Source organism: Nonomuraea polychroma, assembly GCF_004011505.1.
In the GTDB taxonomy this organism is placed as follows: Bacteria; Actinomycetota; Actinomycetes; order Streptosporangiales; family Streptosporangiaceae; genus Nonomuraea; species Nonomuraea polychroma.
Genome location: NZ_SAUN01000001.1, coordinates 3,863,124 through 3,876,703 on the forward strand (window position 1 = coordinate 3,863,124; position 13,580 = coordinate 3,876,703).

Genomic DNA, 13,580 nt, shown 5'->3' on the forward strand with positions numbered 1-13,580 from the left:
CCGAGGGCAGGACAGATGAGCGTCAACACCCAGGACATGGAGATCGTCCACCGCGTGCTCCGCCGTGAGTCACGGCTGCTGATGGAGCTCGTCGCGGCCGTCACCCCGGGTGACACCGCTCGCGCCAAGGTGATCGCCGACCACTTCCGCGTCTACCGGCTGGGCCTGCACAACCATCACGAGGGCGAGGACGAGCTGCTGTGGCCGCCGCTGCTTTCCCGGGTGGACCTGGAGGCCGACATCGTCCTGCGCATGCAGGCCCAGCACGAACGCATCGCGGCCACCCTGACCAGGCTGGACGCCACGGTCCCCGCCTGGGAGGCCACCGCGGGCGCCGACGAACGCGACACCCTCGTGGCCGCCCTCTCCGAGCACCGCGCGGTCCTGCTGGAACACCTCGACGACGAGGAGGCCACCCGCCTCCCGCTCGCGGCCAAGCACATCACACAACAGGAGTGGGCCTCCCTGGGCGACCACCTGGTGAACAACACTCCCAAGCTCACCCTGCTCACGCTCTTCGGCGCCGTCCTGGAAGACGCGAACCCGGCCGAGCGCGCCATCGTCCTCAACGGCCTCGCCACCCCGGTCCGCGTCATCTGGCACGTCATCGGCCGCCCCCGCTACGCCCGCCACATCCGCCGTGTCCGCGGCTGAACCCTGCCCGGTCTGAACATCAAAGGAGAACAACCATGTCGCTGAAGAAGCTCAACACCGTCCTGGCCACCGCCGTCGTCCTGTTCACCCTCTACCTCGGGTTGTCCTTCGTCCTGCCCCTCGAGGCATCCTTCCCGGGCCTGCCGAACTGGCCCTCTGGCGACAGCGGCTTCCCTGTCGTGAAGGGCAGCCGCGAAATCGCGATGGGCCTGGCCATGGGCGCCCTGCTGATGACGGGTCACCGCCTCGCTCTGGGCTGGGTCCTGCTGATGGTGGCCGTCGCCCCGTTCGGCGACATGGTCAACGTCCTGGCCCACGACGGCTCCATGGCCGCCGCGTTCGGCATCCACGGCCTGACCTCGGCACTGATCGCGGCCACCGGCCTGCTGATCCTCCGCGAGACCAGCAAGGCCCGCAAGGCCACCGCCCCAGCACCCACCGCGCAGCCCGCCTGACGTCTGCACGCCCCGAAGGGGTGCACGGGGTATTCCTTCGCATTTTCTGAGAACTCGAAAAAGGGAGACGACAATGACGATCAACGATCTGCGCGGTGTCCTCAAGGGGCGCGTGCTCCTGCCCGATGACGACGGCTTTGAACAGGCGGCCACCGCGTGGAATCTGACCGTCAGGCAGCCGGCGGCGGCCGTGGCGGAGGCCGCGGATGCCGATGACGTGGCGGCGCTCGTGCGTTACGCGGGGCGGGCGGGTATGACGGTGACCGCGCAGCCGAGCGGGCATGGCGCCTCCGGTGATGTGGAGGGCCTGATCCTGTTGCGTACCGGCCTGCTGAACGAGGTGGAGGTACGCGCGGATGAGCGCGTGGTCCGGGTGGGCGCGGGTGTGAAGTGGGGGCAGGTGCTGGCGGCGGCCGGTCCGCTGGGTCTGACTGGCCTGTCCGGCAGCGCGCCGGGGGTCAGCGTGACCGGCTACACCCTGGGCGGTGGGGTCGGCTGGTTCAGCCGCAAGTATGGCTTCGCCTCCGACAGCGTGCGGGCTATCGACATCGTGGACGCCGATGGCGAGCCGGGCCGGGTGACCGCCGAGTCCGATCCCGAGCTGTTCTGGGCGCTGCGCGGTGGTGGCGGGGACTTCGCGGTGGTGACCGCCCTCGAACTCGAGCTGTATCCCGCGCCAGTCCTGTACGGCGGGCGCGTGATCTGGCCGGAGCACCGGACCAGGGAGGTGTACGACGCGTTCCTGGAGATCACCGCCGAGGCGCCGCGTGAACTCAGTGTCTGGATCAACCGGCTCCAGCCCCCCGGCGCGCCGCCGATGGTGACGCTGGATCTGGCCTACCTGGGTGAGGCGGCTCAGGGGGAGGACCTGCTGGCGCGCATCGACAAGATCGAGGGCGCGATCTCCGACAGCCGCGGCGTCGTCCCGGTTGCCGACCTGGGTAGCATCGCCGCCGAGCCCACCGATCCGGCCCCGTCCATCGCTCGTGCGGAGCTGCTCACCGGTCTGGACGCGGACGCGGTGGAGCTCCTGCTGGCCAAGCCGGTCGAACCGCTCATCAACGTGCAGATCAGGCACCTGGGCGGGGCGCTCGCCGAGCCGGGCGGCGGGGCCGGTGCGAGCGGCGCGGTGGCTGAGCCTTACCTGCTCGGCCTGCTGGGTCTCGGCCTGCCGCACGCGGCCGATGCGACGCGCGCCAAGCAGGCCGAGGTCGTGGCCGACCTGGAGGCCTACATCAGCGGCCGCAAGCCGTACACCCTGCTGTCCCCCGGTGACACGGCGGCGAAGTCCTTCTCCGGCAGCGTGCTCGCGCGGCTGCGGGGGATCAAGCGGGCCCGTGACCCGCACAACGTGTTCCGCGCGAACTACCCGGTGCTCGGATAGATCGGTTCCCAGCAGGTCACGGCCCCTCCGCCCACCGGGGCGGCGGGGCCGCACCGAACCCGCGTGACAGATGCCGCCGCGAGCACGGTGAAGGGCACACCCACACAGGAAGGCCTCGCACAATGAGGGGTTTCCGGTGCTTCGTGGCGATCAGCAGATCCGCCAGCGCATCGGTGACCTCCCAGGGTGTGGGCGTCCATGCTGCGCAGGTAGGTGAGTTTGTCGATGGAGGTCTTCACCGAGGTCGAGCCGGCGTCGGTGGCCGCCTTGATCAGCCAGGCCAGCCGGGTCATCTTCAGCCCGGCGTCAGACACCAGCAACCGGTCCAGATCCGAGCGCAGCTGGCCGGTCAGCAGGTGCGCCACCTTCTCCCAGGCCAGCGCGGTGGCGCTGGTCCGGGCGGTGGCCACCATCTTGGCCAGCGTGGTCACGCCCGGCCGGATCGTCTTGGCCGCCATCAGGTACTCGGTGGCCAGGTTGAACAGCAGCGTCGGCGAGTCGTGTTCCATCGCCCGGTCCAACAGGAACTGCTCCAGCTCCTTCATCGCCGTGCTCTCAGCCGGGGCGCTCTTCCAACCAGATAGCCGGACACAACCGCAGATGATCGCTGCGTGTCTGCTCCCGCTGGCCGTACTCCGCGAGAACGGTCGGATCCAGGCCCAGGCGCTCGGCCAGCCGCCGCACCGCCACCGGTGGCGCCGAGCTCACCTTATCCGGCACGAACCCCAGCAAGGGCAAAGTGGCGAGCTGGACGGCAAGCCCGGGGCGATCCCCAGCGCCTCGGCCACGGCACGGATCGATGAAGGCGACGTCGGCGGGCGTCAGGGTGAAGTACCTGATCAGATCGTCCCGGCCGGTGTCCGGGAACGAGCGCAACCGCTCCAGCTGATCGTCGGAGAACATCCGGGTCGACATCGACCACCCCGACACCGCACCGGTCAGGACCGTACGAACCGTAGCGGAAGTGATCAACAATCGGAACAGGCCCGCATCAGTGCAGGTAGGCAAATCCGTTGGAAATTTCCCCAGGTCTACAGTGAGGCCGTGACGACGCGGCTCAGGCAAGCAGGTTCTTCGCGAAGATCCAGTCCGGGCCGTCCTCGCCGGCGGTGTCGAGGTGTTCAGCCCGTACCAGGCCGGCGCGCACCGCCACGCGCTGAGAGGCGGTGTTGGCCGGGCGCACGCGGGCGATGACGGGCAGATCGGGAACGCGTTCCGTCACCCACTCGACCACCGCGGTCGCGGCCTCGCTGGCCACTCCTTGGCCCCAGGATGAGGCCTCGAAGCGGTAGAAGAGATTGAGCACGCTCATGCCGTTGAGGTCCATGACCTTGGTCCCGCAGAAGCCCAGCGTCCGGTCCGAGCCGCGGCGTCGCACCACCCAGTAGCCGTAGCCGAAGCGCCGCCAGTGATCATCCCAACGCTGGAAGAGCTCCACCGTCTCCTCACGCTTGGACAGGGCGTCGGAGGGGTTGTGCAGGCAAGTCGTGGGATCACTGTGGATGGCGAAGATCGCGTCGATGTCATCCGGCACCGGGCGCCGCAGCGACAGTCGTGCGGTCAGCAGTGCTTCGCTGCGATGGCTTCGGTCAAGCATGCGGCGATCGTAAGGGCATTGCTCTGGGACCCGTTCAGCGGGGCCAATGCCTGGCGGTTCATCGCCGTGCTCTTCCTCGACGCTGTGTCGAGCACGGAGCACATCAATGCTCCCACCGCAAGCCCTCGGGCGCTGTTGCTTCTCGGCGACATCACCTTCGGGCGGGAACGATCGCTGTCGCAGCAGACCGGCAAACGCTGTCACGTATCACCGACAAAACCAGACCCCCTTCTTCGTGTGGCCCCGCAGCCCGACATCCAACCACCGCCGCCAGGTCCGCGGCGTCAGCCAGTGCACGTTGCTCGGCCGTGCGTGCTTCGCCCGGGCCTCAGCGACCGTCAGCACCTCGCCGTAGCGACCCGTCACCTGCTTGGTCGCCACCGGGTTCCGCGTCATGACCCCGGTTTTGACGGCCCAGCGGTAGAGGCTCGTGAAGGCTGCCAGTTCCCGATCCACTTCGAGACGAACTGGCCCGAGCGGCCTTCTTCCCTGCCGATGAGGCAGGCCGTTGGACGGACGCGGACGTCGAGCGGGGGGCGTAGGCGGCAGGAGACACTGCTCGCTGCCGCCCGTCGCGTCACTCCGCCTGCCTACGTGAAATCGTGGGCCGACGCCGAGCTGCACGAGGTCGCGCCGGGGCTGCTGCCCCTCGCGGGACCGAGAACCACCGGCAGCCTGACCGGTCCCTCGGTGATGATCGACGAGTTGTAGACGATCTCGTCCGCCCTGACCGCTAGGCGCAACTCGGGGAACCTGCCGAACAATGAGGCCAGCGCGATGCGTGTTTCCAGCCTGGCCAGCGGCGCACCGAGGCAGAAGTGCGGACCGCGGCCGAGCGCCAGGTGCATGTCCGGCTCCCGTGTGATGTCGAACCGCTCGGCTTCCCGGCCGAACCTGGCCGGATCCGTGCCCGCTCCGGCGAGGCCGACCATGATGGCCTCCCCGGCCGGGATCCTCACTCCGGCGAGCTGCACATCATGCCGCGGGTAGCGCAACATGATGCCCACCACCGAGGTGCGGCTGCGCAGCGTCTCCTCGACCACCTGCTCCCAGGCGATCTCCGTACGCGCCAGCGCGAGCTGCTTCGGGTCCGAGCACAGGGCGATGACGGCGTTGCCGATCAGGTGCACGGTGGTCTCGTGACCGGCGATCAGCATATGCCACATGATCCACAACATCTCGTCCTCGGACAGGCGGTCGCCGTCGTCCTCTTGTGCGCGGATGAGCCCGGTGGTGAGGTCGTCGCCGGGTTCGTGGCGCTTGCGCTCGATGAAGGCGGCCAGGTAGCCGAGCACCCCGTTGTTCGCGGCGAGGGACTCCTCCGGAGTGGCGGTGTGCGACACCAGCACGTTGCCCCACTCGCGGATCTGGGGCCGCTCGTCCTCGGGAACGCCGAACAGTTCGCAGATCACCGTGAGGGGCAGCGGCGCGTTGAAGGAGGACACGAGGTCGACCACGCCGCCTTCGGCGGCCATCCGGTCGAGCAACGCGTCCGTCATCTTCTGGATGCGTGAGGTCAGCCCCTGCACGCGGCCGGGCGTGAAGGCGTGGTTGATTAGACCTCTCAGCCGATGGTGGTCCGCACCGTCCTTGGTCAGGAGATGTTTGCCTTCGATGATCTGGCGCAGCGGCCAGTCGGGGGGGATGCTGCCATCGTGCAAGGCCGTGAAGTTCCTGGGGTCCTTGCTGTAGAGGGTGCCGTCGTTCGCGAGGACCTCGTTGATCATGTCGTACGAGGTCACCAACCAGACGGGCACCTTGCCCGGCAGTTCGACCCGCAGGACGGGGCCGATCTCGTCGCGATAGCGGCGGATCGTTTGGGATGTCCGCTCGTTCGGAGCCGGCAGTTGGAGGGGGATGTGCATCGGCAACAACTCCTTTGACCGAATGTCATATTTACTGTGCGTGTCACTGTTAACCACGCCAAGTAGCGGACGGTCTTACCGCCGAGCAGCTTCCACCTGCCGACCAGGCCACATTCCGTGCCGGTCGTGTGTTTTGGGAATCAGCACCGGCGCCTGGTTGCCGCCGGCACCACGCCGGCGCGCGTTCTTGAGCGCGTTCGCGGCAGATGCCGCCGCATCGCCTAAGCTCTGCCTTTAACGTCTGAAACAGGCGTTCAGCCTGCTTGAGGTCGTTATGGACTGTCTGGTGGACGTCGCGGGCATCTATGGCGCGTTTCGGAATGTCTACCGCATTTCGTGGCTACTGACCGTTATAGCCGCAGGTCGCCGCCGCACACGGGCGCCCAGTTGAAGGGGCATGGCCATCACAGACGTCATCTTGCACGGCAAGTCGAGGGCCACCGTCTCACCGTGGATCTGACGAATCTCGGAAAGGCGGTGGCCTGATGCTGCTCAGGATGGCACGGTGACCTGATCGACCGCAGGAGTTGACGCCTTTACCTGCTCTGCCCGGCGTGGCGGCACTCGTCTCACCGCGCCCGGCGAACGAGGATTGCTTTCGCACCTCGATTCGGCGGGCCCTGGCTCTGGGTCGGCTGGCTGAGTTTCGCCGGCGGCTGCACGGATTGCTGACAGGCCGGGCCGATGTGCTGTCCGAGCTGATCGACGCCATCATGGGTGCCGATCACCCGGTGACCTCGCTCGTGCAACTGTCGCTGGAGCCGGAGTTCCGCCGCGGCCACGGCGCGTTGTATGACGCTCTGGCCGCCTGGGAGTATCGACGCCGACGCCCTGGCTGATCTGCTGGTGGAATTCCTGCCGGCGGCCGGCCCGCCCCGAAGACCGCAGCGCCGCCACGACGAGGCCGCCGATCAGGAGCGCGAACTGCAAGCGTTGACCCAAGCACTGGCGTTGCTGCCGCCCGACCAGGCCAGAGCGACGGCCTAGGCGTGCCTGCCGCGCGGGATCCGGCCGCGGACCAAAGCGGGCCAACGAGTGCGCCGGCGCAGAGTACGCCGACGCCGTCAGAAACGGTTTGTCGGCTGTCTCGGCGCGCAAGCTCATAGGTCACCGACCACCGTCCCTCCGCAGGGGGACGGGCATCGTGCTCGGTGAGCTTGTCCATCAGATCATCCAGCCTGGGCGCCATGTAGAGCTCGGTGGTACTCAAATGCGCATGCCGGCTCGTGGAGACCGTCCATGAGATTGACGCTGGAGCCCTCACCTTCGGGTGTCCCCCGGTTGCGTCGTGAACGCGAGGGTCAGCTTCTTAGATCACTTTCGGGGCTCCGCGGATGGCATGCATGTCCTGATCAATAGGTCCTGGGGAAGACGGCGTACTGGCCTCCGGGGAGGATCGGACCGGATTTTGGCGCTAGTAAGTCGATCTTGACGACGGTTCGGTGACGACGGCTGTTTGCCCTGGCTGAGCGCCCTAGCGTGCCTGCTCATGCCTCAGGTGAGGCATACGGAGGGCAGGGCCGGAGTGTGCCGATGGGCCACGCCTGTCTCCTGAATCGTGGTCCAGCGGTCGGCCCGCTGAGGTGGCGTTCAGAGCGGGATTGCCCAGTCCGGCGCCCAGGTCCCGGCGGCGCCGTGGCCGGCCGCTGTGGCGGCGAGGTGGGCGCGGAGGGTGGCCAGCGCGGGGTGGGGGTTGTCGCGGTGCCACAGGAGCGAGTGCGGGTAGACCGGCGTGGGGCCGATGACCGGGATGCGGCGCAGGCCGTGGCCGGCGGGCCAGACGAGGCGGGTCTGCGCGCCCATGAAGGTGGCCAGGGCCGGGGTGTCGGCGATGGTGTCGAGGAGCGCGTCGGAGCCGAAGTTGGGGCCGGTCGCCTCGATGGTCAGGCCGAACTCGGCGACGAGGTCGTCGTAGTAGGCGGCCCATTCGGTTCCGGGGACGAGGCCGGGCATCCAGATCCGGTGCCCGGCGAGCTGGGTCAGGGTCACCGAACGGGCGGACGCCAGCGCGTGAGCGGGGCCGGTGAGGAGCTGGAGAGGCTCGTCGAGCACCCGGACTGACTCGATGTCCTCGGGAAGGGGCCGGCCGGGCATGGCGACGGCGCGGAAGGACGCGTCGATCGCACCGGACCGAATGGCGGCGAGGGCCGTCTCGATGTCGAACAGCATCACCACGTCGAGGTCGATCTCGGGGTACGCGCGGTGGAAGCCGCGCATCAGGCCCGACGCCGCGCTGCGCGAGGTGATCATGTCGACGCGCAGCGGACGGCGGCCGGTGCGCACGGACGCGACCGCGCGCTCGGCGACGCGCAGCAACTCGCGGGCGTGGGGCAGGAACGCCTGCCCGTCGATGGTGAGCTCGGCGCCGCGCGGCGTGCGAGTGAACAGCCGCACGCCGAGGGTGCGCTCCAGCGCGGCGATGCGCTTGGAGACGGCCTGCTGGGTAACCGCCAGCTCGGCGGCGGCCTCCTGGAACTGCCCCGCGTCGGCGGCGGCGACGAAGGTCCGTATGGTGTCGAGGTCCATGCGGACACACCCTATGGATACAACCGTTCGTTGTGGCTAACGGCCCCGCAGTTGTTTGATCCGCTGGTACGGCGCGCGCTTTGATGCTTGCGATCGCGGATCGGTTGTGCGAGTGAGGGGCGAGGAGCGTTGGGCATGCGGAGCGGGCACCGGTTGGGGCGGCAGTTCGGGTGGCTCTGGGCAGCGTACGGGACCAGCGCGCTCGGCACGTGGCTCGCCTTCGGCGCGTTCCCGCTGATCGCGATTCAGGTGTTGCACGCCGGGCCGGCGCAGGTCGCGGCGTTGTCCTCCGTGGGGGCTCTGGCGGGCGCGGCCGTGGCGGTGCCGCTGGGCCCGTGGGTGGAGTTCCGCCGCAAGCGGCCGGTGCTGATCGGGATGGACCTGGTGCGGTTCGCGGCGCTGCTGACGATCCCCGCCGCGTTCGCGCTCGGCGTGTTGTCCTTCGCCCAGCTCCTGCTGGTCTCGGTCGTCGTGGCGGCCGCCGACATCACCTTCCGCGCCGCCTCGGGTGCGTACCTGAAGACGCTGCTGCCGGCCGAGCACCTGCTCGTCGCCAACGCCCGATTCGAGTCCACCACCTGGACCATCACCATCATCGGACCGCCGCTGGGCGGCGCCGCAATCGGGCTCCTCGGTCCGGTGGCCACGGTGGTGGCCGACGCGGTCAGCTACCTGCTCTCGGCCCTGGGCATCCGCGTGGCAGGCGGCCAGGAGCCGCGGCCCGAACGCCGGCCGGCCGCGCGCATGCGGGCCGGGGACCTGCTCGACGGCTGGCGGTACATCCTCGCCGACGCGACGCTGCGTCCGCTGTTCTTCAACACCGCCTTGTTCAACGGCCTGGTGATGGCCACCGACGCGCTGCTGGCCGTCCTGATGCTCGGCCAGCTCGGGTTCACACCGTGGCAGTACGGCCTCGCCTTCGCCGCGCCGGCGATCGGCGGGCTGTTCGGTGCGCGGCTGGCCCGACCGCTCGTCACCCGGTTCGGGCAGCACCGGGTCCTGGTCGTGGCCGGGACGCTGCGCGCGATCTGGCTCGTCGGGCTGACCCTCGTGGGGCCGCGGACCGGAGGGCTGCTGCTGGTGATGGGCGTCCAGCTCGGGCTGATCTTCTGCTGCGGGCTCTTCAACCCCGTCTGCGCCACCTACCGTCTCGAGCGCACCGCGCCCGACCGGGTCGCCCGCACGCTGTCCGCCTGGTCGGTGACGACCAAGGCCTCGACCGCGCTCCTGACGGCCGTCTGGGGCGTGCTCGGCGGCCTGCTCGGCCCGCGAACGGCCATCGGCCTGGCCGGCGTGCTCCTGCTGACGACTCCGCTGCTGCTCCCCCGACGCGCCGCAGCGCCCCTCGCCGAGCCGGAGCCGACACCGAACCACGCCTGACGGGCCGCCACAGCCGTCACCGCGATCGGCCGCGGCCCCTTCGGAGCGGTTCGCCCCTCCACGTACAGCTCGGAGATGAGCATGACGGCCTTCGCGCCGTGGCCGATGGGGTCGCGGCGCTGCACATCGTGGCTCATGTGCCCAACGTGCAGTCGGCCCCGGCGCGCGATCTCGCGTGTCAGGGCGCCCCTCATCACCCAAGGAGAGAAAAATGACCGTCACGCCCCCGGCACTGGCCCCCCGGACGGCCGCACTGCTCGTCATGGATTACCAGCAGGGAATCCTGGCCTCGCTCCCCGGTCTGGCCAACCCGGAAGCGCTGCTGTCACGGGTGGCCGGTGCCATCGCCGACATGCGAGCGCACGGCGCCGCCATCGCCTAATTGCGGGTCGGATTGGCCTGCCAGTAGGAGCGGAACGGTGAACCGGGTTTAGTGTCACATCTGTTGACACTGTAGGTCTGACCAGGCCAGTCTTACCCGATGGCGGAGGGTGTGGCGTGATCAGGAATGAGGTCCTGACCCATGGACAAGCCTGGGGTCATCCGGATCTGCCGGTACGCGGATCCGCCTCACGTGCCGATGAGCCGCGGTTCGCGCCCTGACGCCGGCCTGGCAGCACCTTCCGGGCTGCGTCGCGGTCGGGCTGCCCGGCGGCCATGACCATGACCATCTATGAGCAGGCCGAAGGTGTCACACGAGCGCATGATCAGCCGGTGCGGCTGAGTGTGGCGGTGCGGATGCCGCGGCGCAGGAGAGCGGGAAGACACAAGATGGTGCCGAGGGCGCCGGTCCACATCGCTGCTTGCAACCCGCCTAGGGCGGTGGTGGCGGCGGCGAGCAGGGATCCCAGGGCGACCGCGCCCCAGAGCAGGAACCGCTGCACGGCGGCCACCCGGCCGAGGAGTTCGGGCGGGGTCTGCGTCTGGCGCAGCGTCAGCGAGGTGGGGCTGAACACTCCCTCGCCCACACAATGCACGACACTGCCGACGATCAGGCCGAGGGCTCCCAGAGCGCCGGGGGCTCCCAGCATGGGCATGGCCACGATGCCCAGCACCGAGACGGTGGCCGCGAGCATGAGCGCGCGCGGACTGCCCAGACGCCTGATGAGGACGGCAGAGGCGAGGTTCCCGATCGGGTAGCCGGCCGCGGCCGAGCCCACCACGATCCCGATCCACAGCGGGGACAGCCCGAGGACGTTGCGGCAATACAGGACCAGGCTCGTTTCCACCATGGACAGGAACAGGACGTAAACGGTGCCGCAGGCCAGGACCGGCTCCAGAACCGGGTGCCTGAGCACGAATCTGAGCCCGGTGGCGACGTCTCGCCGTATCCAGCCGCGCTCCGGCGCGGGCATGGCGGGTGGCACCTCCCGATGCCGGATCATGATCAGTGTCACGAACGATGCGGCGAAGCTGAGGGTGTTGGCGACGAGTGCGCCGGCCACGCCGAGCACTGCGATGACCGGCCCCGCGACCATCGGCCCGACCGCTTTGGCGGCCGATTCCGACAGCGCCAGGCGGGTGTTGCCGCTGTGCAGTTCGCCCGGGTCGCGGAAGAGGCCGGGCAGATATGAGGTGTAGGCGACCTGGAAGAACACCACCCCGCAACCGCTCAGCAGGACCAGCGCGAACAGCAGGGCGAAGCTGAGAACGCCGGTGACCGCCGAGATCCAGATCGCGCCGAAGGCGATCATCTGCACGCCGTTGCCGACCAGCATGACCGTGCGGCGAGGTAATCGGTCCACGATGGCCCCTGCCGGTAAGCCGAGCGGCAGGAAGGGCAGGAACAGGGCGAACGGCAGCAGCGCGGCCTGGGCCGGGCTCCCGCCCAGCACCGTCACCGCGAGCAAGGGCAGCGCCAGCGTCATGAAGTGGTCTGCGAACAATGACATCGACTGCCCCGCCCACAGCAGTCCGAAGTCACGTCGTGCCGTCGGTCGCGCACCTCCGGCAGCCTCCGGCGCGGACGTCATGCCTGCTGCCAGAAGTCACGCAGCAGCGAGTGGACGGTTTCCGTCTCCTCGACATGACTGAACGAGCCGCTGCGCTCCAACATGTGGAAGCGGGCCTGGGGCGCGAAGCGCTCGAAGTCGCGCTGCAGCGCCGGATGCAACGCCCTGTCGTAACGGCCGGCCAAGACCATCAAGGGAACGCCGATCTCCTTGAGCCGGGGCCGGAAGTCCGGGATCCTGGCCGCCTCGCCCCCATCACGAAGTCGACGTCGTCGCCGCAGAAGATCGGATAGAGCTCGTGGTTGCTGGAGCCGGGCTCGTCGGCCAGCAGGGCCGCGTTACCGGGATCATAGAACCTGACCAGGGCCGCCGCTCTGGCGAACTCCTGCCTGAGCGGCTCGTCGGTGGAGCGCAGTCCATCCAGCCGCAGCGCCTGGATCCGCTCCCACACCTCGGGAAACTGCGTGGCCAGCTCCCGATTGATGTTGGCATGGTTGAGCTGCCACATCTCCGGGCCGTGCAGAGTGTTGGCCAGGGTAACGGTGCGTGCCATGGCGGGATGGTCCAGGGCGATCGCCTGCGCGATCAGCCCGCCGTACGAGAAGCCGTACAGGTGTGCCGGGCCCAGTTGTCCGAGCAGCGCCACCACGTCGGCGACGTCGTCGGCGAAGGTGATCTCGGCGAGGTCTTGTGGCCGATCGGAGCGGCCGCGGCCGAACAGATCCACGTAGATCACCCGGTGATCCACCGCTCGGGCGTCGAAGTGCGGGTGGAAGATCACATGCGAGCCTGCTGGGCCCAGCCCCGAGAGCAGCAGTACGGCGTCGCCCTCTCCGTGCTGCTCCACCCAGATGCGGCGGTCGCGGATCTCGTGCGGATGGCCGTGCGGATGTTCGATCATGGTGTTCAGTTTTTCCGAGGCCGGAGACAACCGACGGCGGCTATCGGACCTCACGACGCGACGCTGTGTCCGAAGGGGATGACCATCGTCCAGTCCTCGACCAGGTCATTCATGATCTCACCGAACTTCTGCGCAGGTGCGTTGTTGATGTGGGACTCGAAGGCGGCATCGTCCGTGCCGACCTCGTAGACGTACACCACGTCAGGTTCGGTCTCGACCTCCCATACGTCGAGTCGCAGGGCGCCCGGTTCGGGGGCCAGGGGACGGCCGGCAGGTACTTGCATCATGGCGAACTCCTTGGAAAGGATCAGGCGGACAGGCGGCGAGCGATGGCCGGGACCACGATCGCGGCGGCGACCACGTGCGCCAGCATCAGCAGCACCCTCGTGGCTGCGGGCGCGTCCACGAGCGCATCCGGCACCAGTGACAACACGGTGAGCACCACGGTGGTTCGGACGAATACCGTGCGCGGACGGCGAGCCGAGCGAGCCAGCACCAGCGCCAGCACCAGCCCCACCGCGGAGAAGACGACGGTCAGCACGGCGAACCCGGGCACCGGGATCGGCGCGCCGCCGACAACCAGGCTGATCCCGGCGAACTCACCCACCGCGGCGATGGCCGCGGTCGCCGCGCCGGCTACCGCGGCGGCGATCAAGCCCCCGATGACCAGCGGCTGCGCGGAAGAGGTGGCGGTGGTGGTGACGTCGTTGTGGATGTTCTGCGTCATTTTGATGCCTTTCGGAGGAGAACTATGCGGACTGTCAGGCCCGGATCGCTTTGGAGCCGTAGCCCTTGTCGCCGATGACGTGGTCGGGTCTGATGCGCGGCATTCCCGGACCGGGCGGCGCACCCGTATCGCGTCCATC

At 68.9% G+C, this 13,580-nt stretch carries 18 protein-coding genes; 7 read left to right on the forward strand and 11 right to left on the reverse strand.

What is annotated here, in order from left to right; all coding sequences use genetic code 11:
• Nucleotides 1–15 precede the first annotated feature (15 nt).
• From EDD27_RS17525 to EDD27_RS17535, 3 genes are all read left to right on the forward strand, one after another.
• A complete protein-coding gene (locus tag EDD27_RS17525; protein WP_127933385.1) occupies nucleotides 16–654 on the forward strand; it encodes a hemerythrin domain-containing protein in 639 nt (212 codons plus the stop codon).
• Nucleotides 655–689: 35 nt separating this feature from the next.
• Nucleotides 690–1,109, forward strand: a complete 420-nt coding sequence (locus EDD27_RS17530; RefSeq protein WP_127933386.1) for a DUF4267 domain-containing protein — start codon at nucleotides 690–692, stop codon at nucleotides 1,107–1,109.
• A gap of 73 nt (nucleotides 1,110–1,182) precedes the next feature.
• Nucleotides 1,183–2,493: an FAD-binding oxidoreductase gene (locus tag EDD27_RS17535; RefSeq protein ID WP_127933387.1), complete on the forward strand. Its 1,311-nt coding sequence runs from the start codon at nucleotides 1,183–1,185 to the stop codon at nucleotides 2,491–2,493.
• Here the strand turns inward: EDD27_RS17535 and EDD27_RS17540 are convergent.
• The 5 genes from EDD27_RS17540 to EDD27_RS17560 all read right to left on the reverse strand — a co-directional run bounded on the left by EDD27_RS17540 (nucleotide 2,475) and on the right by EDD27_RS17560 (nucleotide 5,955).
• A complete protein-coding gene (locus EDD27_RS17540) occupies nucleotides 2,475–3,038 on the reverse strand; it encodes a DUF4158 domain-containing protein (RefSeq protein ID WP_338324647.1) in 564 nt (187 codons plus the stop codon). The genes EDD27_RS17535 and EDD27_RS17540 overlap by 19 nt on opposite strands.
• A gap of 10 nt (nucleotides 3,039–3,048) precedes the next feature.
• Nucleotides 3,049–3,408: a DUF4158 domain-containing protein gene (locus EDD27_RS17545; protein ID WP_127933389.1), complete on the reverse strand. Its 360-nt coding sequence runs from the start codon at nucleotides 3,406–3,408 to the stop codon at nucleotides 3,049–3,051.
• A gap of 142 nt (nucleotides 3,409–3,550) precedes the next feature.
• Nucleotides 3,551–4,090, reverse strand: a complete 540-nt coding sequence (locus EDD27_RS17550) for a GNAT family N-acetyltransferase (protein WP_127933390.1) — start codon at nucleotides 4,088–4,090, stop codon at nucleotides 3,551–3,553.
• Nucleotides 4,091–4,297: 207 nt separating this feature from the next.
• The gene (locus tag EDD27_RS17555; protein WP_127933391.1) at nucleotides 4,298–4,486 is read right to left on the reverse strand and encodes a hypothetical protein; all 189 of its coding nucleotides are present in this window, start codon (nucleotides 4,484–4,486) and stop codon (nucleotides 4,298–4,300) included.
• Between the two features lie 194 nt (nucleotides 4,487–4,680).
• Nucleotides 4,681–5,955: a cytochrome P450 family protein gene (locus EDD27_RS17560; protein WP_127933392.1), complete on the reverse strand. Its 1,275-nt coding sequence runs from the start codon at nucleotides 5,953–5,955 to the stop codon at nucleotides 4,681–4,683.
• 554 nt (nucleotides 5,956–6,509) lie between these two features.
• Between EDD27_RS17560 and EDD27_RS17565 the strand changes: the two genes are divergently transcribed.
• Nucleotides 6,510–6,794, forward strand: a complete 285-nt coding sequence (locus EDD27_RS17565) for a hypothetical protein (protein ID WP_206641476.1) — start codon at nucleotides 6,510–6,512, stop codon at nucleotides 6,792–6,794.
• A 7-nt stretch (nucleotides 6,795–6,801) separates the two neighbouring features.
• Entirely contained in the window at nucleotides 6,802–6,942 is a 141-nt protein-coding gene (locus EDD27_RS54275; RefSeq protein ID WP_164903658.1) for a hypothetical protein, read from the forward strand.
• A gap of 603 nt (nucleotides 6,943–7,545) precedes the next feature.
• On the opposite strand, the gene EDD27_RS17575 is transcribed toward EDD27_RS54275, so the two are convergent.
• Nucleotides 7,546–8,481, reverse strand: a complete 936-nt coding sequence (locus EDD27_RS17575; RefSeq protein ID WP_127933393.1) for a LysR family transcriptional regulator — start codon at nucleotides 8,479–8,481, stop codon at nucleotides 7,546–7,548.
• Between the two features lie 135 nt (nucleotides 8,482–8,616).
• Between EDD27_RS17575 and EDD27_RS17580 the strand changes: the two genes are divergently transcribed.
• Nucleotides 8,617–9,861 (forward strand): MFS transporter, encoded by a 1,245-nt coding sequence (locus EDD27_RS17580; RefSeq protein ID WP_127933394.1) that lies wholly within the window; start codon nucleotides 8,617–8,619, stop codon nucleotides 9,859–9,861.
• Nucleotides 9,862–10,072: 211 nt separating this feature from the next.
• Nucleotides 10,073–10,243 (forward strand): cysteine hydrolase family protein, encoded by a 171-nt coding sequence (locus EDD27_RS54280; protein ID WP_164903659.1) that lies wholly within the window; start codon nucleotides 10,073–10,075, stop codon nucleotides 10,241–10,243.
• A gap of 325 nt (nucleotides 10,244–10,568) precedes the next feature.
• Here EDD27_RS54280 and EDD27_RS17585 read toward each other — a convergent pair whose 3' ends face one another.
• From EDD27_RS17585 to EDD27_RS17600, 5 genes are read right to left on the reverse strand one after another with little or no spacing between them, the layout of a single operon-like run.
• On the reverse strand, nucleotides 10,569–11,834 hold the full coding sequence (locus tag EDD27_RS17585) for an MFS transporter (RefSeq protein ID WP_127933395.1): 1,266 nt from the start codon (nucleotides 11,832–11,834) through the stop codon (nucleotides 10,569–10,571).
• On the reverse strand, nucleotides 11,831–12,007 hold the full coding sequence (locus EDD27_RS55530) for an alpha/beta fold hydrolase (protein WP_206641477.1): 177 nt from the start codon (nucleotides 12,005–12,007) through the stop codon (nucleotides 11,831–11,833). Before EDD27_RS55530 ends, EDD27_RS17585 begins: the two co-directional genes overlap by 4 nt.
• The gene (locus EDD27_RS17590) at nucleotides 12,004–12,714 is read right to left on the reverse strand and encodes an alpha/beta fold hydrolase (RefSeq protein ID WP_206641478.1); all 711 of its coding nucleotides are present in this window, start codon (nucleotides 12,712–12,714) and stop codon (nucleotides 12,004–12,006) included. Before EDD27_RS17590 ends, EDD27_RS55530 begins: the two co-directional genes overlap by 4 nt.
• A 50-nt stretch (nucleotides 12,715–12,764) precedes the next feature.
• Nucleotides 12,765–13,001 carry a putative quinol monooxygenase gene (locus EDD27_RS17595; protein ID WP_127933396.1) on the reverse strand — a complete coding sequence of 79 codons (237 nt, stop codon included), beginning with the start codon at nucleotides 12,999–13,001 and terminating at the stop codon, nucleotides 12,765–12,767.
• Nucleotides 13,002–13,021: 20 nt separating this feature from the next.
• On the reverse strand, nucleotides 13,022–13,441 hold the full coding sequence (locus EDD27_RS17600) for a DUF6069 family protein (protein ID WP_127933397.1): 420 nt from the start codon (nucleotides 13,439–13,441) through the stop codon (nucleotides 13,022–13,024).
• Nucleotides 13,442–13,580: the final 139 nt, after the last annotated feature.